Annotated in this window: 19 protein-coding genes; 13 read left to right on the forward strand and 6 right to left on the reverse strand. The window is 61.6% G+C overall.

Features of this window, described 5'->3' with window-relative positions; translation table 11 throughout:
• The first annotated feature begins 28 nt into the window (after window positions 1–28).
• Both ACIX9_RS08480 and queF read left to right on the forward strand, forming a co-directional pair.
• Window positions 29–619, forward strand: coding sequence for a hypothetical protein (locus ACIX9_RS08480; RefSeq protein ID WP_013580066.1), 591 nt, complete (start codon window positions 29–31; stop codon window positions 617–619).
• A gap of 9 nt (window positions 620–628) precedes the next feature.
• Complete coding sequence (gene queF / locus ACIX9_RS08485; protein WP_013580067.1) at window positions 629–1,048, forward strand: preQ(1) synthase; 420 nt, start codon at window positions 629–631, stop codon at window positions 1,046–1,048.
• Between the two features lie 234 nt (window positions 1,049–1,282).
• Here queF and ACIX9_RS25690 read toward each other — a convergent pair whose 3' ends face one another.
• Window positions 1,283–1,615: a hypothetical protein gene (locus ACIX9_RS25690; protein ID WP_157477409.1), complete on the reverse strand. Its 333-nt coding sequence runs from the start codon at window positions 1,613–1,615 to the stop codon at window positions 1,283–1,285.
• A 191-nt stretch (window positions 1,616–1,806) separates the two neighbouring features.
• On the opposite strand from ACIX9_RS25690, the gene ACIX9_RS25695 reads away from it, so the two are divergent.
• Window positions 1,807–2,238 carry a hypothetical protein gene (locus ACIX9_RS25695; protein ID WP_013580068.1) on the forward strand — a complete coding sequence of 144 codons (432 nt, stop codon included), beginning with the start codon at window positions 1,807–1,809 and terminating at the stop codon, window positions 2,236–2,238.
• Window positions 2,239–2,287: 49 nt separating this feature from the next.
• Here the strand turns inward: ACIX9_RS25695 and ACIX9_RS08495 are convergent, their stop codons facing one another.
• The gene (locus tag ACIX9_RS08495; RefSeq protein WP_013580069.1) at window positions 2,288–4,297 is read right to left on the reverse strand and encodes an ABC transporter ATP-binding protein; all 2,010 of its coding nucleotides are present in this window, start codon (window positions 4,295–4,297) and stop codon (window positions 2,288–2,290) included.
• Window positions 4,298–4,433: 136 nt separating this feature from the next.
• On the opposite strand from ACIX9_RS08495, the gene ACIX9_RS26835 reads away from it, so the two are divergent.
• The 3 genes from ACIX9_RS26835 (at window position 4,434) to ACIX9_RS08505 (ending at window position 6,851) form a co-directional block, all read left to right on the forward strand.
• Window positions 4,434–4,778, forward strand: a complete 345-nt coding sequence (locus ACIX9_RS26835) for a hypothetical protein (protein WP_232298829.1) — start codon at window positions 4,434–4,436, stop codon at window positions 4,776–4,778.
• A complete protein-coding gene (locus ACIX9_RS08500) occupies window positions 4,709–5,602 on the forward strand; it encodes a coproporphyrinogen-III oxidase family protein (RefSeq protein WP_232298830.1) in 894 nt (297 codons plus the stop codon). Before ACIX9_RS26835 ends, ACIX9_RS08500 begins: the two co-directional genes overlap by 70 nt.
• Window positions 5,603–5,810: 208 nt before the next feature.
• On the forward strand, window positions 5,811–6,851 hold the full coding sequence (locus ACIX9_RS08505; protein WP_013580070.1) for a threonine aldolase family protein: 1,041 nt from the start codon (window positions 5,811–5,813) through the stop codon (window positions 6,849–6,851).
• A gap of 94 nt (window positions 6,852–6,945) precedes the next feature.
• On the opposite strand, the gene ACIX9_RS08510 is transcribed toward ACIX9_RS08505, so the two are convergent.
• Both ACIX9_RS08510 and ACIX9_RS08515 read right to left on the reverse strand, forming a co-directional pair.
• The gene (locus tag ACIX9_RS08510) at window positions 6,946–8,742 is read right to left on the reverse strand and encodes an ATP-binding protein (RefSeq protein ID WP_013580071.1); all 1,797 of its coding nucleotides are present in this window, start codon (window positions 8,740–8,742) and stop codon (window positions 6,946–6,948) included.
• A gap of 111 nt (window positions 8,743–8,853) precedes the next feature.
• Window positions 8,854–9,225, reverse strand: coding sequence for a response regulator (locus ACIX9_RS08515; protein WP_013580072.1), 372 nt, complete (start codon window positions 9,223–9,225; stop codon window positions 8,854–8,856).
• A 163-nt stretch (window positions 9,226–9,388) separates the two neighbouring features.
• On the opposite strand from ACIX9_RS08515, the gene ACIX9_RS08520 reads away from it, so the two are divergent.
• From ACIX9_RS08520 to phoU, 7 genes are all read left to right on the forward strand, one after another.
• Window positions 9,389–10,093 carry a winged helix-turn-helix domain-containing protein gene (locus ACIX9_RS08520; protein ID WP_041597567.1) on the forward strand — a complete coding sequence of 235 codons (705 nt, stop codon included), beginning with the start codon at window positions 9,389–9,391 and terminating at the stop codon, window positions 10,091–10,093.
• Window positions 10,094–10,200: 107 nt separating this feature from the next.
• On the forward strand, window positions 10,201–11,523 hold the full coding sequence (locus ACIX9_RS08525; protein WP_232298831.1) for a sensor histidine kinase: 1,323 nt from the start codon (window positions 10,201–10,203) through the stop codon (window positions 11,521–11,523).
• Between the two features lie 117 nt (window positions 11,524–11,640).
• Window positions 11,641–12,648 (forward strand): phosphate ABC transporter substrate-binding protein PstS, encoded by a 1,008-nt coding sequence (gene pstS, locus ACIX9_RS08530; RefSeq protein WP_013580075.1) that lies wholly within the window; start codon window positions 11,641–11,643, stop codon window positions 12,646–12,648.
• A gap of 70 nt (window positions 12,649–12,718) precedes the next feature.
• Window positions 12,719–13,780 (forward strand): phosphate ABC transporter permease subunit PstC, encoded by a 1,062-nt coding sequence (pstC, locus tag ACIX9_RS08535; RefSeq protein WP_013580076.1) that lies wholly within the window; start codon window positions 12,719–12,721, stop codon window positions 13,778–13,780.
• A gap of 49 nt (window positions 13,781–13,829) precedes the next feature.
• The gene (gene pstA / locus ACIX9_RS08540; RefSeq protein ID WP_013580077.1) at window positions 13,830–14,705 is read left to right on the forward strand and encodes a phosphate ABC transporter permease PstA; all 876 of its coding nucleotides are present in this window, start codon (window positions 13,830–13,832) and stop codon (window positions 14,703–14,705) included.
• Window positions 14,705–15,463: a phosphate ABC transporter ATP-binding protein PstB gene (gene pstB, locus ACIX9_RS08545; RefSeq protein WP_013580078.1), complete on the forward strand. Its 759-nt coding sequence runs from the start codon at window positions 14,705–14,707 to the stop codon at window positions 15,461–15,463. The genes pstA and pstB overlap by 1 nt, the downstream gene beginning before the upstream one ends.
• Entirely contained in the window at window positions 15,463–16,125 is a 663-nt protein-coding gene (gene phoU / locus ACIX9_RS08550) for a phosphate signaling complex protein PhoU (protein WP_013580079.1), read from the forward strand. Before pstB ends, phoU begins: the two co-directional genes overlap by 1 nt.
• Window positions 16,126–16,227: 102 nt before the next feature.
• Here the strand turns inward: phoU and ACIX9_RS08555 are convergent, their stop codons facing one another.
• Both ACIX9_RS08555 and ACIX9_RS08560 read right to left on the reverse strand, forming a co-directional pair.
• A complete protein-coding gene (locus ACIX9_RS08555; RefSeq protein WP_013580080.1) occupies window positions 16,228–19,725 on the reverse strand; it encodes a UvrD-helicase domain-containing protein in 3,498 nt (1,165 codons plus the stop codon).
• Window positions 19,718–22,378: a PD-(D/E)XK nuclease family protein gene (locus ACIX9_RS08560; RefSeq protein WP_198152181.1), complete on the reverse strand. Its 2,661-nt coding sequence runs from the start codon at window positions 22,376–22,378 to the stop codon at window positions 19,718–19,720. The genes ACIX9_RS08555 and ACIX9_RS08560 overlap by 8 nt, the downstream gene beginning before the upstream one ends.
• Between the last annotated feature and the right edge of the window lie 103 nt (window positions 22,379–22,481).

A 22,481-nucleotide genomic window follows, 5' to 3' on the forward strand; every position in this document is an offset into this window, starting at 1 on the left:
GGTCGAATCCGGGATAAACTAGGGGTACATGATTCGGAAATCGCTCGTCCTGCTCGCTGCTCTCTTCGCCGGAACTACTGTGTCGGCTCACTCCCAGGCTGCCGTTTACGGCCTCTTTACTGTCGATAGCATCTCGGTTCCGCCGTATATTGCGCCCGGCAACAACACCAATGTGACCAAGGACCACCTGAATCCGATTGGCGGAACGTTTGGCGTTTATTACGACTACAGAACGTTTGGTCCGGTGCGGCTAGGCTTCGACGTTCGTGGCGTCGAGACGACCAGCAAGGTGCAGGGCATCGATAGCTTCGACGGTGCCGGGATACGGGTCTACTCCGTTCTGGGCGGCGTGCGGGGAAGCTTCCATACTCCGATCCGCGCGTTGAAGCCTTACGTTCAGGGCTCGGCCGGTTTAGGGCGGAGCGACCGCGGACAGCCGGTGCGGACGCTTGCGAATCACCTGGAGTACCACGGCTTTGCCGGTCTCGATATCAAGCTGCTGCCGTATATGGACTGGCGTGCGATCGAGGCGGGTTATGGCGGCATCAGCTTTGGCGGAACGCTTGGGACCGAGGGCGTGCGGACGTTGAGCACGGGCATCGTGTTCCATATGCCGTAAAATAAGGCGATGCGTACTCAGAACACGGGCTATACCGACGACCATGCTGCTTCAGGGCTCGACCATGTCTTTCCTGCGATCGACGTGTGGGCGAACCAGTTTCAGGGATACGAGATCCTTGTGGACGATCCTGAATTTACCTCCATCTGCCCGAAAACCGGGCTCCCCGACTTCGGGATTCTGACGATCCGCTACATGCCCCGCAAGGAGTGCCTGGAGCTGAAGAGCCTGAAGGAGTACCTGTTCCACTACCGGAACCTGGGGATCTTTCAGGAGAATATTGTGAACCAGATTCTGGATGACGTGGTGAAGGCTACCGATCCGGTCTGGGCTGTGATCAAGGGCGACTTCCGTCCTCGGGGTGGGATTTCTACTACGGTTACGGCGACCTATCCTCGTCCGCTGGATGCTAAACCTCCGGTTGGGTAGGGTACCCCCTCCCCCCTGGTTTCATGCAAAGTCTTCATTCCATTTGGGTTAGGCTTGGACTGGCTTTTCGGTCTTGATTCTAAAGGGTTTGCAGATAAAGTATTCAAAAGAAGGCACTTACGCTGGTAGTTCAGCCTGAGTGTCTTTTTTCTTGCTCTACGTTAATTGTACGGGATTGGCGGGGGTAAATACGCCATCTTTTTTTGACTTTTATCTTCTTTGATTTTGTTGAAGTTAGATGATTTTCAGGGTGCTGGGGGGCTTGACATGCGATTTTACTGGTGTTTTTGGTGAAAATAGTTGTAAGTGGTTGATGGGGAAAGGCTTGCCTCGAATAAAGAGGGAAGATGAATCAGGGCGGGATGGTGCTTGCTGGTTCATGGCAAAAAGATTGAGTTGATAAGGATTGATAAAGGCGATCAGTACTGATTGCCGCGAGTTCGGGCTATGGTTTTCAGGGCGTTGGTGATTATGGCGTGATCTTCGCTTCGTGGGCGTCTGTGAGGTTGGCAGAGACTTTCTCTGGATCGGTGAGGTATTCGGCGGCGTCAGAGGGTTGAGTTTCAAGGGGTATTCCGGGATGTTCTCATAGAGCTTTCAGGCAGATATGAAGAGCAACAGCAGATGCAGGTTACCTGCGGGAATAACAACGGAAGAGCATTTTACTTCCTACTCATCGCGGTGATGCTGCGATGAATGGGGCATGGAGGCGGTTTGGGTGAGGAGAAGAGGACCCGGGGCTAAAGCCCGATGTATTTTTGCCTGCTGGCGGTGGGCTAAAGCCCACCTCTAATCCGAACCGCAACCGCAACCGCAACCGCAACCGCAACCGCAATGGCAACCGCAACGGCAACCGCAACCGCGACCGCAACGGCAACCGCAACCGCGACCGCAACCGCAACCGCAATGGCAACGGCAACGGCAACGGCAAATGCAACAGCCAAATACGGGGGTCCTTCGCTTCGCTCAGGATGACGGCGTGGAACAAACAACGGCAACTACGGGGATTCTCCGCTTCGCGCAGAATGACGACCAAAACGAACAACGGCAACTGCAACTGCAACGGCAACGGCAACTGCAGCCGCAACTGCAACTGCAACCGCAACTGCAACTGCAACGGCAACCGCAACCGCAACGGCAACCGCAACCGCAACTGCCGCTACGGAGGTTCTTCGCTGCGCTCAGAATGACCCCTGGGGGGGTGTTGCTGATGTGGAGTGGTGAGGCTTGGGGCTGGGGTTAGACTGCGGCGGGGAGTTGTTCCTGGTCTTGGTATTGGAGTTGGTAGAGCTTGTAGTAGAGGCCGTGATGGGCCAGGAGCTGCTGGTGGGTGCCTTGCTCTCTTAGCTGGCCTTTGTGCATGACCAGGATGGTGTCGGCGGACTGGATGGTGCTGAGGCGGTGGGCGATCAGGACGCTGGTGCGGCCGGTGATCATGCGGGCGAGAGCGGTGCGGATGAGGTGCTCGGTTTCTGTGTCGACGGAGCTGGTGGCTTCGTCCAGGATGAGGATGCCGGGGGCGTGGGCCAGTGCCCTGGCGAAGGAGACTAATTGCTTCTGGCCGGTGCTCAGGCCGGCACCGCGCTCGCGGACGGGCTCTGCGAAGGCGAGGGGGAGGGTGCGGATGAAGTCGCCTACGTTGACCTCGTCTGCGGCTCGTTCGACCTGGGCTTCGGTGATCCACGGGGTGCCGAGACGGATGTTCTGGGCGATGGTGCCGGAGAAGAGGAATGGGTCTTGGAGGACTACGCCGAAGCGCTGACGGAGGGCCTTTAGGTCGTGCTGGCGGACGTCTACGCCGTCGATGAGAATCTGGCCGTGCTGGATGTCGTAGAAACGCATCATGAGGCCGGTGATGGTGGTCTTGCCGGCTCCGGTGTGGCCTACGATGGCGGCGGTTTCGTTGGGATTGATGGTGAAGGAGACACCCTTCAAGATCCACTCGACGTGACCGACATGCTTTGCGATGTCGTCTGAGCCGGGGGTGGTGCGGGCGAGGAAGAGCTTGTCTTCATCGCCTAGCTGCTCATAGGTGAACCAGACGTTTTTGAACTCGATGCGGCCGTAGGTGCCGTCCGATGGGTCGGGGACTGTGATCTGGGCGGGGGAGACGATGCTTGGGTTTTCGTCGAGGAGCTTGAAGACGCGCTCCGCGGCGGCCATGGCGGCCTGGAGGATGTTGTATTTGTCCGAGAGATCCTGGATGGGGCGGAAGAAGCGCTGGGCGTACTGGATGAAAGCGACGAGGATGCCGATGGTGACGGTTCCACCGAGGCGGCTCTGGATGAGGTGCGGGTCGATGCCGACGGCCTGCATGACGCCGATGCCGCCGCGCCAGAGGACGAGGGAGATGGCGAGGTAGCTAAGGAACTCGACGATGGGGTAGTAGAGGGCGTAGGCGAAGATGGCGTCGGTCCAGGCCTGCTTGTTGCGGTCGTTGGCGTCGTTGAAGTCGGTGAGGGCGCGGCGCTCACGGTTGAAGAGCTGCACGATGCTCATGCCGGAGACGTACTCCTGGGTGAAGGAGTTGATCTGGGCGGTGGCTCCGCGCTGGCGGCGGTATGACTCGCGGACATGCTTGCGGAAGACGCTGGTGACGTAGAGGATGGCCGGGATGACCGTCAAGGTGAGCAGGGCGAGAGCCCAGTTCATCGAGAGCATGATGATGACGATGAAGAGGAGGACGAAGACGTCCTCAAAGATGGCGAGGACGCCGGAGGTGAACATCTCGTTGAGCGCGTCCACGTCCGAGGTGACGCGGGTGACGAGGCGGCCTACGGGGTTTTTATCGAAGAAGCCGGTGTCCTGGGTTTGGATGTGGCGGAAGATCTGGCTGCGGAGATCGAACATGATCTTCTGGCCGGTCCACTGCATGAGGTAGGTCTGGATGAACTCGAGGCCGAAGGAGAGGAGGAGGGCGAGGAAGTAGAGGCCGGCTGCTTCAGTGATGCCGGTCATGGGGTTGGGCGAGAGGTGGCGGCCGAGCCAGCCGAGTTTCTCGTGCGGGGTTTGGGTCATGTAGGTATCGACCGCGACCTTGATGAGGAAGGGGCCGGCGACGTCTGAGCCAGCCTTGATGAGGATGGAGAAGGCGGAGATGGCTACCTGGAGCTTGTAGGGGCTGAGGTAGCGGAAGAGGCGGGCGGCGAGGCGGGAATCGTAGATCTTGCCTACGGCGTCGTCGTCTGCGGGCTTCTTTTCGGGGGTCTTCTGTTTGGCTTTTTCGGCTGCTTTTTTGTCGGTGGGCATGCTTGGCTTGATTTTAGATGTTGCGGGTTACAGATCGGTGCGGAATGTGGAATCTGAGGTGGACCCACTCATCACGATGATGCCGTGATGAATGGGGCACGGAGTATTTGTGGTGGCAGGTAGATAGAATTGGGAGATGGGTGCTGGGATTTATGTTTCGATTCCGTTCTGCAAGGCGAAGTGCAGCTTCTGCAACTTTGCTTCGGGGGTGTTTGCCGCCGAGCGGATGGATGGGTATGTGGGGCGGCTGCTGGATGAGATGCGTGGGGCTCGAGCTTATGCGAAGGGGCTGAGGGTGACGGTGCCTGGAGGGGTGGATTCGATCTACTTTGGTGGGGGGACGCCTTCTCTGCTGGAGCCGGAGATGGTGGTGCGGGTGTTTGCGGGGGTTCGGGGGAGTTTGAGGTTGCGGTGGGGAGTGAGATTACGGTGGAGTGTGCTCCGGGGCAGATGTCTTCGGCTACGCTGGACGCTTTTTTAGCGGCTGGGATGAATCGGGTTAGTTTTGGGGTGCAGAGCTTTGTGGATCGGGAGAGTGCGGCTGTGGGGCGGACGCATACTCGGGTGGAGTGTCTGGGGGAGATTCAGCGGTTTATGGCGGCTGGGGTTTCTCGGCTGGGGATTGATTTGATTTGTGGGTTGCCGGGGCAGACGCTGGATTCCTGGCGGGAGTCGGTTCAGGTGGCGGTGGGGTCGGGGGTGGAGCATGTGAGCGTTTATATGCTGGAGGTGGATGAGGATTCGCGGCTGGGGCGGGAAAAGATTGCCGGTGGGGGGCGTTATGGGGCGGGGGAGCTACCGGATGAGGACGCTGTTGCGGACTGGTATGCGATGGGGGCGGAGTGGCTTGAGGCCGCGGGCGTTCGGCAGTATGAGATTTCCAATTTTGCTCGGGTGGGTGGGGAGTCTGCGCATAATTTGAAGTACTGGCGGCGGGAGGAGTATCTGGGGTTTGGGCTGGATGCGCACTCGATGCTGCGGGATGGGTTGGGTGGGGTTCGGTGGGCCAATGCGGATTCGATGGGGGAGTACATGGGGGCGGGGCTGCCGGGAGAGGGGTTTGCGCGGACGGTCGATCGGGTAGGGGTGGATGAGGGGTTTGAGGAGACGCTTTTCTTAGGGCTGCGGGAGGTAAGGGGGGTGGATTTGCGGGCGGTGGAACGGGAGTTTGGGCGGGTGGTGGAGTTGGATGATGTTGTGGAGGCGGGGTTGGTGGTGCGGGATGGGACGTGGGTGAGGTTGAGTGAGCGGGGGCGGATGGTTTCGAATGAGGTCTTTGAGAGGTTGTTGGTGGTTGGGGTTTGAGAACAGACAACGGCAAGTGCAAGTGCCAATACGGAGGTTCTGAGCTTCGCTCAGAATGACGGCGTAGAACTAACAACGGCAACAGCAGACGCAGGTCCCCTTCGGGGATGACAAGCAAGAAATACAACTGCAACTGCAGGTTCCTCTGCTTCGCTGCGGAATGACAAACAAAATGAAGCGGTAAGACAATTAAGGTAAGGGAGATTCGATGATTGATTTGCGGAGTGATACGGTTACGCGGCCTACGGTGGCTATGCGTCGGGCGATGAGTGAGGCTGAGGTTGGGGATGATGTTTATGGGGAAGATCCTACGATCAATCGGCTTGAGGTGCGGGCGGCCGAGGTTTTTGGGCGGGAGGCGGCGATTTTTGTGCCGACCGGAACGATGGGGAATCAGATTGCGATTCGGATGCATACGCAGCATGGGCAGGAGGTGATCTGCGAGGCGCGGAGCCATGTGCTGGATTGGGAGATGGCGATGATGGCGTCGTTTGCAGGGTGCCAGGCTCGGACGGTGGCGGCGGAGCGGGGGATTCTGACGTGGGGGCTGCTGAAGGCGGCGATTGCGCCTACGATTTATTACCGGGCTAAGACGGGGCTGATCTGTCTGGAGAACTCGCACAATATGGCGGGGGGGACGGTGACTCCGCTGGGGGTGCTCGAAGAGATTTGGGCGGGGGCGAAGAAGGCTGGGTTGCCGGTGCATCTGGATGGGGCTCGGGTGTTCAATGCTGCTGCGGCGCTGGGGGTTGGCGTTGCGGAGTTGACGAAGGGCTTTGACACGGTGATGTTTTGTTTGTCGAAGGGCTTAGGGGCTCCGGTGGGGTCGATGTTGGTGGGGAGCAAGGATGCGATTGCGGAGGCTCGGTCGGTGCGGAAGGCGCTGGGCGGCGGGATGCGGCAGGCTGGGGTGCTGGCGGCTGCGGGGCTGATTGCGCTGGAGGAGATGCCGAAGAGATTGCATGAGGATCATGCGAACGCTCGGGTGCTGGCGGAGGCTGTGGCGGGGGTTGAAGGGGTGGAGATCGACCTGGAGGCTGTGCAGACGAATATTGTTATCTTCCACCTTAAGGATGGTGGGGATGCTGCTGCTTATGTGGCGGCTTTGAAGGAACGGGGGGTGGCGGCTAGTGCGATTGGGCCTCATGCAGTGAGATTTGTGACGCACTATGACGTGTCGCGGGAGGATTGTGTGACGGCTGCCGGGGTTGCGGTGGAGGTGCTGGCTGGGGTGGGGGCTGCCGTCTAGTTTTGTGGCAGGGTCGGCTTCGCCGATGCCCACCCTAATCGCATGAAGCCGCGATGAGGGTGGGGCACACGAATCGTTCCAGTTCCACGGCGTTCTAGTCGCCGCCTACCTGGATGGTGGGATTGGTGGCGAGGAAGACGGTGACGGTGGTGCCGTGGTCGTCGGAGTCGGTGCTGCTTGCCAGGTTGATGGTGGCTCCGTGCTTGGTGAGGATGCCGCGGCTGACCCAGAGGCCGAGGCCGGTGCCTTGCTCGCCCTTGGTGGTGAAGAAGGGCTGGAAGAGGCGGGCTCGGGTTTCTGCGTCGATGCCGGGGCCGTCGTCTTCTACGGTGATGAGGACGCCGTCCTGGGTGCGGAGGCTATCAGGTGTGGGGTAGGCGGGCTCGGGTTCTGCGGTGAGGTGGACGTGGCCGCTGGGGGAGGCGGCTTCTGCTGCGTTAGAGATGAGGTTGGTGAAGACCTGGCGGAGCTCGGCGGGGAAGCCCTGGACGATGAGATTGGCGGGCAGGTCCGGGGTGACGGTGACCTGGAGGTTGGCGAGGCGACCGTTCATGAGCAGGAGGATGGACTCGAGGAGCTCTTTGAGGTCGATGGGGACGGGTGCGCGGGACTCGCGGTAGAGGCTGAGCATGGCGCGGCTGATCTGAGTGACTCGGGAGACCTCTTGCTTGGCGAGTTGGAGGAAGGCGGCGCTTTCGGCGGGGGTGGACTCGCCATCCATGAGGAAGAGGAGGTTGGAGACGGAGTCGAGGGGGTTGTGGATCTCATGCGCGATGGTGGCTGCGAGGCGGCCGGCTACGGCTAGTTTCTCGTTGGCGAGGAGGGCGGCCTGGGATTTGCGGGAGATGGTGACGTCGCGGAAGACGAGGACGATGCCGATGAGTTCGCCTTGCTTGTCTCGGATGGGCGCGCCGCTATCGTCGATGCAGATCTCCGTGCCGTCCTTACGGATGAGGAGGGTGTGGTTGGCCAGGCCAACTACAGTCTTGAGGCGGCCGACCTTGGTGACGGGATTTTCTACCGGTTCCCGGGTGGTCTCGTTGATGATGCGGAAGACGTGTTCGAGCGGCTGGTTGTGGGCCTCTGCTTCTGCCCAGCCGGTGAGCTCCTGAGCTACGGGGTTGATGGTCTGGATGAGCCCGGTGGGGTCACAGGTGATGACGCCGTCACCGATGCTGGCGAGGGTGGTGCGAAGGCGCTGTTCGGCTCGGAAGGCCTCTTCAGCGCGTTTGCGGAGGATGTGGTTGGAGCGTTTGAAGGCTTCCGAGATGTCATGGATGAGGACTCGGGTGTAGAGGCCGATGATGAGGCCGACGAAGACTGCGGAGAGGCCCAGGGCGGTCTCCATGTGGCGGACCTGAGTCTTCCAGTGGGAGATGGCGGCGTCGCGGCTGGCCTGGTCGGCGCGGGTGAGGGCCGCGGCATCAAGACGGACGGCGTCCATCTCATGTTTGCCCTGAACGTTGAGGTCGGGGTCGTTGGTGTGGCCTCCGGCGCGCATGGTCGCGATGAGGGGGACTGCGAAGCCTTGTTCCCAGGCGTTGTGCGTGGTGATGAAGTGGTCTGCGAGGGTGCGCTGCGGCGTGCCGATTGCATAGAAGTTGGAGAGTTTGAAGAATGCGAGATCGAGTTGTTTGTCGGCGGTGTAGTAGGGATCGAGAAACTGATCGTCGTTGGTCGTCTGGTAGCCGCGCAGCCCCGTCTCCTGATCGAGGATGAGTCGCTCGACGAAGAGGGTGTGGGTAATTCTGTCATCTGCTGCCTGGATGAATCCAACGGTGCGGTTGGCATCGTGAATCTGCCAGTAGAGTCCTGCAGCCCCCAAGAGGACGGCAAAGATGGGAACAATGAGGACCTGGCGGAGGATATTGTCGAATCTAGCTGAGTTCACAACCCGTCCCTGAGAAGCGTGTCAATATCGCGGGCCCAAGACTCTTTTGAGAGCGGACGAACGCCTCACTTCAGAGCGGGACGACGAGCACCGTCTAACGCAGTGTACTCACTAAGATGCAGACGCCGGCAGAAGACTGCCAAGCTTTTCCAGTAAAGCTGGTGCGCCTTCGCCTTTTGTCATCGCGAGGTCGACGATTCTGGTCACCTCGGCGGGCAGGACGGTGTAAGCGGAGAGCATGAGGATGGGGATATTGGGTTTTGTGATGCGCATGGAACGGGCGACTTCAGCACCGTTCATGCCGGGCATGGCGTAGTCCAGGACGACGGCTTCCACGGGCTCACTGGCGAAAAGCTCAAGACCTTTGCTCCCGTCACCAGCGGTGAGGACGCGATATCCGGCGCGCTCAAGGAGGATGCGACGCACCTCAAGACCAACCATCTCGTCATCTACACAAAGGATCAGGTGTTCGCCTGCAGGCATCGCGCGGTCTCCCTCCTCGGATTAGGATAAATGATTGCAGTTCATGGTTGTATGACCCGAATGGGTCAGGATTTACAGGATGTTAGCAAAGGCTGGAGGCGGACTGGTCTAAGCTGTGAGGGGCACGCAACGTGCCGGGCTTCGGCCCATGGAGGTTTCTCGCTTGAGTCAGACGATTTTCGTGCTGGAAGATGACGCGGACATCTCCCGCCTGGTGCAGTACCACCTTGAGAGTGCCGGTTTCACGGTTCGGCCCTATGCTGCGATCCAGCAGATCGTCTCTGACGCTGAGCGGCAGCCGCCGTCTCTGTTCTTGCTCGACATTATGGTTCCGGGCGGCGATGGGCTGGACTTGTGCCGCCGGTTGCGGCTGAATCCGACATTGAGCGTGGTGCCGATTATCTTTTTGACCGCACGGGCGGCTGAGAACGACCGGGTGCAGGGGCTGGAACTGGGGGCGGACGACTACATCACCAAGCCGTTTGCGACGCGGGAGTTGGTGGCTCGGGTGAAGGCGGTGCTGCGGCGCTTCGAGCGTCCTACGACGCCCTCTATTTTGAAGTTCGAGCAGATCGAGATCGACGCCGGTGCGATGCAGCTCCGGGTCAAGGGTGAATTGGTCACGACGACCGCGACGGAGTTCCGGCTGCTGGATTACCTGGCTCGGCATCCTGGACGGGTGTTCAGCCGGGATCACCTCCTGGATGCTGTCTGGGGCGATGCACGGTTTGTGACGCCGCGGTCTGTGGATGTGTATGTCCGGCGGATTCGGGAGAAGATTGAAGAGGATGCTGAGACGCCGCGCTACTTGAAGACCATGCGCGGTGCCGGCTATCGGTTTGAGATTCCGAAGGTTCTGCCGGCTTAAGGCAGCGTGTTTGAGGTGTGGCGGGTGGGTTTGATGGCTGACTGGGCGGCAGGATGACGCGGAGTTTATTTTTCAAGCTTTTCGTACGTCTCCTGTTCGCCGCAGGGGTGGTGTTTGCCATTGTGACGGCGTTTCCTGATCTGCCGGCCGTGGCGGTGGGTGGAATCCTGTTGGTGTGGGCTGCGCTGATGGCGCTCTGGACGGCTCATTCCTTGCAGCGAATCCTGGGGCCGATGCAGGCTTCTGCCAACTCGATGATTGAGGGTGAGCAGAAGCCGCTGACTACGGGGTTCCGGGATTTTGATGGGCTTGCGCAGGCGCTTTCTACGGCTTCAAAGCGGGTGCAGGGATCGCTGGAGACTGCTGCGGAGAGCCGGCGGCAGCTCGAGGCGTTGCTGGATTCCATGCAGGATGCCGTGGTGGCGGTGGACGCAGCTGGGCGAATCCAGTGGACGAACGAGCGGATGCAGAAGATGATGCTGCTGCCGGGCGGATACTTTACGGGTGCGGTGAGGGTGGGACATGCGCTGGTGCAGACGGTGAGGGACCCGGATGTGCTGGAGTGCGTGCGGGTGGCGCTGGAGGATACGGCGGTTGCGGTGAGGCGCTCGACGTCACTGGTGCCGGGGCGGATCTACGAGGTGAACGCTTCACCGATGCCGGGGGGCGGTGCGGTGGCGGTGCTGCATGATGTGACGCGGATTGAAGAGGTGGAGCGGACGCAGAAGGACTTTGTGGCTAATGTATCGCATGAGCTGCGGACGCCTTTGACCTCCATCACCGGGTATGTGGAGACGCTGCTGGATCATGAGGCGGGGATTTCGCCGCAGGGGCGGGAGTTCCTGGGGACGATCCTGAAGAATGCTACGCGGATGAATCGACTGACCGAGGATCTGCTGGTGATGGCCAGGGTGGAGGCGGCGACGGTGGAGTTAAGCCCGGCTCCGGTGCCTGCGGATCTGCTGGTGCGGGAGGCTGTCGCAGGGATGAAGGGGCTGGTGCAGGAGAACGAAGGGGTGCTGGAGATTGGAACGATTACGGACTGCCAGGTGTTTGCGGACCATGATGCGGTGATGCAGGTGTTGAGCAACCTGATTGAGAATGCGATCAAGTATGGGCAGCCGAAGGCGGGTGGCGGGACTAGGGTGGTGATCAGCGCGCGGGAGGTGGCGGCGCCTTACGATGCGGTGGAGTTCAGTGTGAGGGACTTTGGACAGGGGATTGCATCTGAGCATCTTAATCGTATCTTTGAGCGGTTCTACCGGGTGGATAAGACCCGGTCGCGTGAGTCTGGAGGGACTGGGTTGGGACTATCGATCGTGCGGCACATGGTACAGGCGCAGGGCGGGACGATTCGGGCGGAGAGTGAGTTGGGCGAAGGAAGCTGCTTTTTGTTCACGTTACCGAAGGCTCTTTATCCTGTGCACTAAGGTTACTTGACGTTCATTCTTGGGCTTTTATCGACTGTGTAACCTGCCCGTAACAATGAGACCTGACACTTGGAGGTGAAGTTGTTGCATAGAATGTATGACTTTCGAGGGGGAAGCTTGAAACTGAAGATTGTGGCAACTGGTCTGCTGGCGATGAGCGCGGCGATGGCGTGTGCGCAGAATATCAATGGGGCGGGCGCTACGTTTCCGTATCCGATTTACTCCAAGTGGTTCACGGAGTACAACCAGCTTCATCCCGAGGTGAAGATCAACTATCAGTCGATCGGGTCCGGCGGCGGTATCCGCCAGGTTACCGAAGGGACTGTGGACTTTGGCGCGAGCGACGCTGTGATGACGGACCAGCAGATCGCCGAGGCGAAGGTCAAGGTGATGGCGATTCCGACCGTGCTGGGCGCGGTGGTGCCGGTGTATAGCCTGCCGGGCGTGAACCAGGAGATCAAGTTCTCGCAGGATGCGATTGCGGGGATCTACCTGGGCAAGATTACGAAGTGGAACGATCCGTATATCGCCAAGGAGAACCCGGGCGTCAATCTTCCGGACAAGCAGATTCTGCCGGTTTATCGCTCGGATGGAAGCGGTACGACTTATATCTTTACGGACTATCTTGCGAAGATCAGCCCGGAGTGGTTGCAAAAGGTTGGCCGTGCGGCGAGCGTGAAGTGGCCGGTTGGGATTGGGCAGAAGGGCAATGAGGGCGTCGCCGGTATGGTGCGTCAGCTTCCTTACTCGTTCGGTTATGTCGAGTTGATCTATGCCGAGACGAATCACATGCAGTTCGGTCTGGTGCGGAACGCGGCGGGCAAGTTTGTGAAGGCTTCGACGTCTGGCGTGACGGCTGCGGCGGCTGCGAATGCGAAGAACATTCCTGCTGACTACCGGGTTTCGATCACGAATGCACCGGGCGCGGACTCTTATCCGATCTCCAGCTTTACGTGGCTGTTGATTCCTGTGCAGTCCAAGGATGCGGCTAAAGGCAAGGCTCTGCAGGGTTTCCTGAACTGGATGCTCGAAAAGGGCGAAGGCGAGGCTGCGGCCATGACGTACGCTCCGCTGCCGAAGGCTGTTGCGGATCGCGTGCATCAGACGATTATGTCGGTCAAGTAAATCCCTATACGCCGCACAGTCCACGTGACTGTGCGGCATACTCATTTGCAGGACGCTTTACTTCCCAGGCATGACAGACGATCCTTTGAACACTATGACCTCCATCTCGAAGGCTCCTGCGGTCACGAATTTTGTTGCCGCTGCCGAGCCGATACCGCCGGATCAGAATGGTCCTCCCTCCGTAGTTCGCGAATACCTGAGAACGCGCGGCAGCGGTCGAGTGGCGGATAGCGCTTTCTCCGCGGCGATGCTGATTTGCGCGTGCAGCATCTTTGCAATCGTGATTTTTATCGCTTCGATCCTGATTCTGCGGTCGAAGCTGAGCCTGGCGCAGTTCGGGTTCAAGTTCTTTTCGAGCCAGGATTGGGACCCGGTGAGCGGGTCGTTTGGAGCGCTGCCGTTTATCTTTGGGACGCTGGCGACCTCTTTTCTGGCGCTGCTGATTGCGGTGCCCCTGGCGCTGGGCGTGGCGGTATTTATTACGGAGCTTTGCCCGAAGGCGCTGCGGGCTCCCATCTCGTTTCTGACTGAGTTGCTGGCGGCGATTCCGAGCGTGGTTTATGGGCTCTGGGCAGTGTTTGTGCTGGTGCCTCTGGTGCGCGACAACATTGGGCCGGTGCTGCTGAAGTACCTGGGGTGGACGGGCTTCTTTGAAGGGCCGAACTTTGGGGTTGGGCTGCTGACGGCTGGGATCATTCTGTCGATCATGATTCTGCCGATTATTTCTTCGCTGACGCGGGACATCATGCTCTCTGTGCCGAACCATCAGAGGGAGGCGATGCTGGCGCTGGGGGCTACTCGGTGGGAGATGATCCGGACGGGCGTGCTGCGGAATGCGCGGATCGGGATTGTGGGTGCGGTGATTCTTGGGCTGGGGCGTGCGCTGGGCGAGACGATGGCGGTGACGATGGTGATCGGGAACCACCCGGTCATTTCGAAGAGCCTGTTTGCGCCGGGCTATACGCTGGCGAGCGTCATTGCGAATGAGTTTGCCGAGGCTTCCGGCGATCTTTATTTGAGTGCGCTGATCGAGATTGGGCTGGCGCTGTTCCTGGTGACGATTGTGGTGAATGCGCTGGCTCGTCTGCTGGTTTGGGCGGTGACGCGCGGCGCACCGGGAAGGGCGGCCTAAGATGGCGACACAGGCTGTACTGCCGAACGATCCGAGCCCGAGGGCTCCGATGAACTTTCAATCGCGCGGGATGCGGATCAATAACGCGCGGCGGACGTTTACGAATCACCTGGTGACGGGGCTGGCTGTGCTGGCGACGGTGATGGTGATCGCGCCGCTGGTGGCGATTCTGATCTACCTGTTCTACAAGGGGTTCAGCTCATTGAATGTGGCCTTCTTTACGAAGATTCCTGCACCGGTGGGGAATCCGGGCGGCGGGATGGCGAACTCGATCGTCGGATCCGGGATTGTGCTGTTTCTATCGAGCCTGATGGGGATTCCGATTGGGATTGCTGCCGGCGTCTACCTGGCGGAGTTTGGCCGGGGTGGATGGCTGGCGACTGCGGTGCGGTTTACGGCGGATGTGCTGAATGGCGTGCCCTCGATTGTGATGGGCATTGCGGTTTACTCGCTGATCGTGATGCAGCAGAAACACTTCTCGGCATTTGCGGGTGGAGTGGCGCTGGCGATCATGATGGTGCCTACGATTACTCGGACGACTGAGGAGATGCTGGCGACGGTGCCTCATGCGGTGCGCGAAGCTGCCCTGGGGCTGGGCGTGCCGAAGTGGCGGACTACGTTCTCCGTGGCGCTGCGGACGGCTTCACCGGGGATCATTACCGGGTGCATGCTGGCTTTCTCGCGTGTGGCGGGAGAGACGGCTCCGCTGCTGTTTACGGCGTTCGGCAACCAGTTCTGGAGTATGAAGCTGAATGAGCCGATTGCGGCTCTGCCGTTGCAGATTTATGTGTATGCGATCTCGCCGTATGACGAATGGCATCGTCTGGCGTGGGCGGGTTCGCTGGTGCTGATTGTGATGATTATGGTTTCAGTGACGCTGGTCCGCGTGTTTGCCAACCGCGGCGCGCTCAAAGGGGGAAGTTAGTGGGAGTCGGGATACAAGTTGAGAATCTGAACGCCTGGTACGGTACGACGCATACGCTGCAGGACATCAACCTGCACATTCCGGCGAACCATGCGACGGCGTTGATTGGGCCTTCTGGATGTGGCAAGTCTACCTTTGTGCGCTGCCTGAACCGGATGCATGAGACGAATCCGATTGCGCGTGCGACGGGTACGGTGAAGATGGGCGACGTGGATATCTATAGCCAGGCCTCGCCGGTGGAGATACGGCGGCGGGTGGGGATGGTGTTCCAGCGGCCGAATCCGTTTCCGACGATGTCGATCTACGACAACGTTGCGAGTGGACTGAAGCTGAATGGGTTCCGCAATAAGAAGGTTCTGGATGAGGTTGTGGAGCGTTCGCTCAAGCAGTCTGCGCTTTGGGACGAGGTCAAGGACGATCTGAAGAAGAAGTCCGGGGCGAGTTTGTCTGGCGGTCAGCAGCAGAGAATGTGTATTGCTCGCGCCTTGGCTGTCGATCCTGAGGTTCTGCTGATGGACGAGCCGGCATCGGCGCTCGATCCGGTTTCGACTTCGAAGATCGAGGACCTTATCTTTCAGTTGAAGAGCCAGTACACGATCGTGATTGTGACGCACAACATGCAGCAGGCGGCACGTGTGGCGGAGAACACGGGATTCTTCCTGAACGGGAAGATGGTGGAGTTCGCCCCGACGCACAAGATCTTTACCAATCCGAGCGACAAGCGCACGGAGGACTACATCACGGGGAGGTTTGGCTGATGCGGATCAAATTTCAGCAGAATCTCGACGACCTGAAGGAAAAGCTGCTGACCATGGCGGGGCTGGCGGAGCAGGCGATTCAGCGCTCGATTGAGGCCTACCGGACGCGGGATCTGACGATCTGCGAGCTGGTGTTCAAGGCGGAGCCGGCGATCAATCGGCTGGAGCGCGAGATCGACCAGATGGCGCTGGACCTGTTGGCGATGGAGCAGCCGATGGCTGTGGATCTGCGCTTCATCCTTTCGGTCATCCGCATCAATGCGGACCTGGAACGGGTGGGGGATCAGGCGGTCAATATCGCGATCCGGGTGAAGGAGATGGGGGCGTTCGCCAACATCGATCTGCCGGTGGATATTCCGAAGCTGGCGTCACTGGCAAGTGCGATGGTGCGGAAGGCGCTGCAGGCGTTTATTGAAGGTGATGCGGAGTTGGCGCAGTCTGTGCTGCAGTTGGACGATCAGGTGGATGAGATGAACGATGCGGCTTTCTACTCGTTGAGTTCTCTGATCAAGGAACGGCCGGAGCTTACACCGCAGTCGCTGAATGCGCTGATTATTTCGCGGAACCTTGAGCGGGTGGGGGATCATGCTACGAATATCGCGGAGGATGTGATCTTCTGGGTGCGTGGCGCGGATGTTCGGCACAACAGTGTTGGGGTTTAGTCGGCTGCTGCGAGGACAAAGCAAGGCGTAACGAGGAAAAGACCGATCAAGGCGGGATAGGAGGGGATGCTTATGGCTTCTTCTCTTATCCCCTTTTTCTTTTTATGGCTTGGTGGTGGGCCACCAGATTAGTTTGGGGAGCATGGGGTAGTAGAGGGCTAGGCGGATGGGCGTGTCTGCCGGGAAGGTGGCGGCGTAGGCTTCGAGTTGGGGGGCGTAGTTTTGCTTTTCTTCGGCCAGGAAGGTGGATTCTGTGCGGCCGCCCAGGTCGGCTGTTTTATAGTCGATGATCCATTGGTGGGTGGAGGCGGTGGTTTGGGGGGAGTCGCCTGCGAGGAAGGTGCGGTCCATGCGGATGCTGGTGCGGGTTTCGTCCCACGAGACCAAGGCGGATTCTGTGGTGGCATTGGGATGGGCGGCCAGGAGCCACTGGCCGTCAGGGTCTGTAAGGGTGTTGTAGAGGGCGGTGAGGACGCGGGGGGCGAAGCGGTCGATGGTGGTGGGGGGGAGGCCGGAGGCGCGGAGGAGTTGGGCTATGCGTGGGGACCATTGTGGGAGTTCGGTGGTCAGTTGCGCGGGGGTGTCGCCTGCGGCTATGCGGGCTGCTAGCTGATCGAGGAAGGCGTGGACGGTGTTGCCGAAGGCGCGGGAGGCGAAGCTGCCTTCGGGGCGATCGAAGAGGGTTTGGGGTTGCGTGGGCTCTGGAGTCGGTATGAGTTCAATGGGAGATAGGGGGATGCGGAGGATCGTGCGCGGGGCTGCTGCTGCTGCCAGGGAGTCCAGGATCTGCGGCTGGGTGGGCATCACGATGAGCTGGGCCGCGGGTGGATGGAAGTGGTCTTCTGCTGCGGGCCATGCGGAGGCGAGGAGGCTTGCGGGTGGGATGCTAAGGGTGCCGTCCTGTTTGGCGACGGGGCTGGCGAAGAGGTGGAGTTCTTCGCGGGCGCGGGTGCAGGCTACGTAGAAGAGGCGCTTGCGCTCGGCGGCTTCGCGGGCGGACTCTATGGAGCGCATCCAGGTGTTGAGCTGCTGGCTGGCGGTGCCTTTGCTCTGGATGGGGGCGAGGATGCCGTGGGCGATGGTGTCGTCGTCGAGGTCGGGGGTGCCGTCGACCTCAAGCCAGGAGAGGAGACGGCTGCGATTGTTGGCGCCGGTGCGCTCGAGGGCGGGAACGAAGACGGCGTCCCACTCGAGGCCCTTGGCACCGTGCATGGTCATAAGGTCTACGGCTCCGGGGTGGACGGCGGGGGCGGCGTAGAGCTTGCTCAGGCGCTGGTCTAGGAGGGTGAGGTCCAGGGTGTTGCCGGGGGACTCGAGTTGGTCGAGGAGGGTGAGGTACTGGTCTATGTTTGCGAGCTCTTCTTGGGTGCTGAAGGCGGGTGCGTTGAAGGAGCGCCAAGTGCGCTCGATCCACTGCGAGATGGGGAGGCGGCCGCGCTGGGCGAGGGCGGCGGAGAGGATCTGCCAGACGGGTTCGAGGCGGGCGATGCCGTCATCGGAGAGGAGGTCGCCACGGGTGGCGATGAGGTGGATGATGCTGGTGCGGGCGAGGGTGGGGTCGTCGGCTCCCGTGAGGAGGTGGAGGTCGGTCAGTGTGAGGCCGCACCAGGGGGTGCGCAGGAGGGCGAGCCAGGCGGTGCGGTCGGCGGGGTGAAGGAGGGCGCGGGTGAGGGTGAGGAGGTCGAGGATCTCCTGGCGCTCGCGGAGAGGTTCGATCTGGATGGCGCGGAAGGGGACGGCGGGAGATTGCTTGAAGGCGGCTACGACTTCGATGAGGTGGCTGCGGTTGCGGACGAGAACGGCTAGTCTTGCGGTGTGGTCGCGGGCGAGCCAGGCGGCGGCGAGGTCGCGGATTTCGGTGGCGGTCTGGCGGCGCTGGCGGGTGGTTTGGGTGGTGCGGGTGTTGGTGTCGTCGGTGTAGGGGATGGGGGTTGGGTGCCACTCGCGGGCTGCGTGTTGGGTGGCAGGGCGACGGGGGATGGCGGGGGTGTAGGAGACTTCGGAGGGATTTCCGGAGGCTAGCGTGGGGAAGAGAAGGCCAAAGTCCTGGTTGAAGTTTTCGACCAAAGTGCTCTGGGAGCGGAAGTTGGCGGTTAGGTTGAGGACTCCGAGAGGGACATCGCCCAAGGTGCGACTGTGCATGGTGTTGACGAAGCGTTCTACGCGGGCCTGGCGGAAGAGGTAGATGGATTGCTTGGGGTCGCCGACGAGGAAGACGGTCTGGCTGCTGCCATCCCAGTGCTGGGTGAGGAGCTGGATGAGCTCGTACTGGCTGGTGGAGGTGTCCTGCATCTCGTCTACGAGGAGGTGCTGGAGGTTCTGGCCGGTGGCCTGGGCGAGGTCGCTGACGGCGGAGGTGTTGCGAAGGGCGGCGCGGGCGAGGAGGCCTAGTTCGGCGAAGTCGCACTGGGTGCGGGCGGCGAAGACGAGTTGGAGCTCGACGAGGGCGCGGCTGAGGACGCGGAAGAGGGCTTTGGTGATGGGCCACTGGTCGGCGGGGTAGTGGATGGGGGGGAGGGCGTTGACGGAGCAGAGGAGCTTGCAGAGGTCGGGGTCGTCGGCGACTTGTTCGATGAGTTGGGCGAGCTGCTTTTTGTGCGCGGCCGAGATCATGAAGCCGATGTGATTGACGTTGAGGCTCTTGCGGAAGGTCTGGGAGGATGGGGCGACGAGAAGATGGATCAGGGCGCGCCAGTGGTCGAGGTGCTCTGATTTTTCTCCGGGGATGGGGTAGCGACCGGCGCAGATGGCGATGGGAGACGGGTTGCCCTTGTAACCTTCGGCATTGCCCATGTCTGCGGCCAGCTCGCAGAGGCTTTGGAGAACGGGGGGCGGGAGGGCTTTGGAGAGGCGGGTTAGGCCGCGGCAGATGGCTTGGTCGAGGGCTTTGTCCAGCTTGGGGAGGACGATGGTGTCGAGGTAGGTGTCGGTGAGTTCGTCGGCGGCGAGGGGGATGAGTTCGCCCCATTGGTCGCGGACCTGGAGCATGTCTGCGATGAGGTTTTCTACGTCGGCCAGGTTGGCGTCGCGGTGGAGGAGGACGGTTTCTATCGCTGTGCTGAGGGTTTTGTCTTCACTGCCCAAGAGCATGAGGGTGCGGCGGGCGGCCTCGGCGTGGAGGGGGGCAGAGTCCTCTGTGGGGGTGAGGGCACCGGCGGCTCCGGAGAGGATGGGCAGGGAGCGGGCGATGTCGACGCAGACGGAGTCGATGGTGCGGATGGCGAGGCGGTGGGGGGAGTCTAGGAGGTTCCAGCCCTGGCGGCGGTCTTTTTCGATGACGGCCTGGGCGAGGGGGAGGGTGAGGCGGTCGAAGTCGTTGCGCGGGGGCGTGCCGGTGTGGGCGGATTGGAGTTGGGTGAGGACCCGGTCGCGCATCTCCACCGTGGCTTTGCGGGTGAAGGTGATGGCGAGGACCTGGGCTGGGTCCTGCACGTTATCTGCGGCGAGGAGCTTGAGGAAGCGCTGGATGAGGAGGCCGGTCTTGCCGGAGCCGGCGGGGGCTTGGACGATCCAGGATTGCTGGATATCGAGGGCTTGCTGGCGGGCGGGGGTGTCGTCTGCGGCGGGTGTGGGCTTGGGGACTAACGTGAGGTTAGGCAATGGCGGCCTCCTCTGGCTCTTCGTCGTTGAGGTCTGTGAGGGTGGTGGGGTTGAGGCGGCAGAGGATACGCTGCGCGCAGTAGGCGCAGGTCTTGGGGTAGGACTTGGGGAGCACTGCTGTGTCGCCTTCGGCGAAGGATGTGGCGAGCTGCGTGAGGACGCGGCGCCAGTCTTCAAGCTGGTCTTCCATGGTGGGGAAGTTCATGCGGGAGGTCTTGCCGAAGACGTCGTCGCCGGTGGCGTAGCCCTTGAGGCAGAGGTCGTCCCCGGCACGGAGGATGGCGAAGGCTATGCCGGCGACGGGTTCTTCCGGCTGGTCTGTGAGGACGGCGTAGAGGGGGAGTTGGGGGGCGTCGGGGCGGTCGGAGAGCCAGTCCGAGGGGGCGGCCACGCCGGTCTTGTAGTCAAGGATGACGAGGCCGGCGTCGGTCTCGTCTACGCGGTCCATGCGGAGGGAGAGGGTGAGGGGGCCGAGCTGGGCGTGGCGGTCGGCCTGTTCACGGGCGCGGACGGCGAAGGCGGGGCGGGCGGCTTCCAGGTCGAGCCAAGGGCGAAGGAGGGTGAGGAGACGGGTGCGTTGGGTGCCGAGGTAGGCCTCGTCCCAGGGGGATTGGGCGAGGCGGTCGGTGCGTTGGAGGGCGTGGTTGATGCAGTCGGCGAGGAGGGAGTCGCGGGCGGGCAAGGTGAGGGCTTTGAGTTCGCCCTGGTCGTGGATGCAGGACCAGAGTTCTTCCATGACCTTGTGGACCAGGTTGCCACGGTCGCGCGGGTCGAGGCCGAGGGTGCGGGGCTGGGGCTCGGAGGAGAAGAGACGTTGCTCTGCGAACGCTCGGAAGGCGCAGGCGGCCTGGAGTTGGAGGATGGTGGCTCCGCCTCTGAGGGGGACGTCTGGGAGGGGGGGGAGGGTGGTTTGGTCGGGAATGATGTCGTATGGTTGCGGGGCCAGCGTTGTGTGGGCTTCCAGGGCTTTTAGGGGAGTGAGTTTGAGGGCGGTGACTGACGGGGATGGGCGTTGGTGGGCTTCGTCTACCTGGACGGCGTAGCTGAAGATGACCTGGGAGGCGGAGTGGGCGATGCGGGTGGTGAGGGTTTGGGCGGCGGCCTGGGATTGGGTGGGGTCGGAGCCGGGGATGTTCAGGGCTCGTTGGAGCTGCCAGGGGATGAGTGGGGAGGTTGAGGGTGGGTTGGGCCAGGTGAGGTCGCCGGCGGAGAGGAACCAGAGGGCGTCGAAGGGGACTGCGCCGATCTCAAGTGGGCCCAAGATCTGGATGGGGGCGTTGTGGGATTCGGGGGCAAAGATGGTCTGGTCGAGGATGCGGGTGAAGGTGGCGAGGGCTGCTGCGGCGGTGGGATGGGTGCCGTCGAAGTCGAGGGTGGCGAGCTCGTCTAGGGCGCTGGAGAAGCGGCGGTGAGTCTGGAAGGCGAGGGAGTCGAGGGGTGCGGTGCGGGTCCAGCCGGCGGATTCTAGGAGGGCGCGGAAGGTGTCGGACCAGGCGGCGTGGGATTGCTGGGTGGGGAGGTCGGACTTTGCGGTGCGGTGCAGGGCGCGGAGGCGGGCGGAGAGGCTGGGGAGGGTGGCCGGGAGGAGTGCGAGGAGGGCTTCGAGGGTGAGCTCGGGGCGGAGGAGGCGGGTCTGGCGGAGGGTGAAGGCGTCGAACTCGGCTGCGGCGAGCTGCTCAATGGGGGTTATGAGGTAGGGGGAGAGGAGGAGGGTGCTGATGGTGTCGAGAGGCAGGGGGGAGAGGGTGAAGGTGAGGAGGTTGAGGGCGGTGGCGGCGAGGGCGGTGTGGGAGAGGGGCTGACCGAGGGCAAACTCGAAGGGGGTAGGTGTGGCGGGGGTGGGGAAGCGCTGGAGCTCGGGGGACAGGGTCTGGGCGAAGATGCGGGTGATCTCCGGGCGGCGGGATTCGAGGTCCGGGACTACTACGGCTATGCGGGATTCCGGGTTGGCGGAGAGGGTCTGGGCGATCCAGTTTGCGGCGGTGAGGAGTTCTGAGCGTGGATCTGCGGCGGCGTGGAGGTGGGGGGGGGCGGGGGTGGTGGTCTGGTGGTGGGCTACGGGGGAGAGGGTGTCGAAGAGGGTCTGGTGGGCGGGGAGGAGGGTGTCGAAGTCCAGGAGGAGGAGACCGGCGGGGGGGATGGGGAGATTGACGGTGGCGGTGAGGAGTTCGGGGAGCTGGGCGGGGGAGAGGTAGGCCTGGCGGAGGCAGAGGCGCTGGAAGGTCTGGGCCCAGCGCTCGAAGGCTCGGGTGTCTGTGCTGGTGGCGGAGCCGGGGAGGCGGGTACGGCCGTTGTGGAGGCAGAGGGTGCGCCAAGCGGAGGCGGCCATGCTGGCTAGGGAGTCGGGGGAGCGGAGGCCGGAGACCTCGGGGTCGGAGGTGATGATCTGGCGCCAGAGGACGTGCTCCTGGGTGGGGTTGAGGAGGAGACGGTCGGCCTGGCCGGTGACGGTGAGGCGGTGCCAGAGGGTGGTGAGCCAGGAGTCCAGGGGGTGGATCTCGGGTGGGGTCCAGGTGGGGATGCCGGAGGCTCGCTGGTGGAGGTCGTAGGCGAGGCGGAGGGTGCGTGCGGCTCGCTGGCCGGGGGTGAGGATGGTCACGCCACGGGAGATGGCTTCCGCGATGACTGGAGGCAGGGTGGTGACGGACTGCATGATCTGTTTATACAGGCGGGTACCCCCCACCTCCCTCTGAAATGTGCAAAGTCTTCATTCTATTGAGGTTAAGTCTGGACATCGCTTTGTAAAGTCTTGAGAA

Source organism: Granulicella tundricola MP5ACTX9 (assembly GCF_000178975.2).
GTDB classification, from domain to species: Bacteria; Acidobacteriota; Terriglobia; order Terriglobales; family Acidobacteriaceae; genus Edaphobacter; species Edaphobacter tundricola.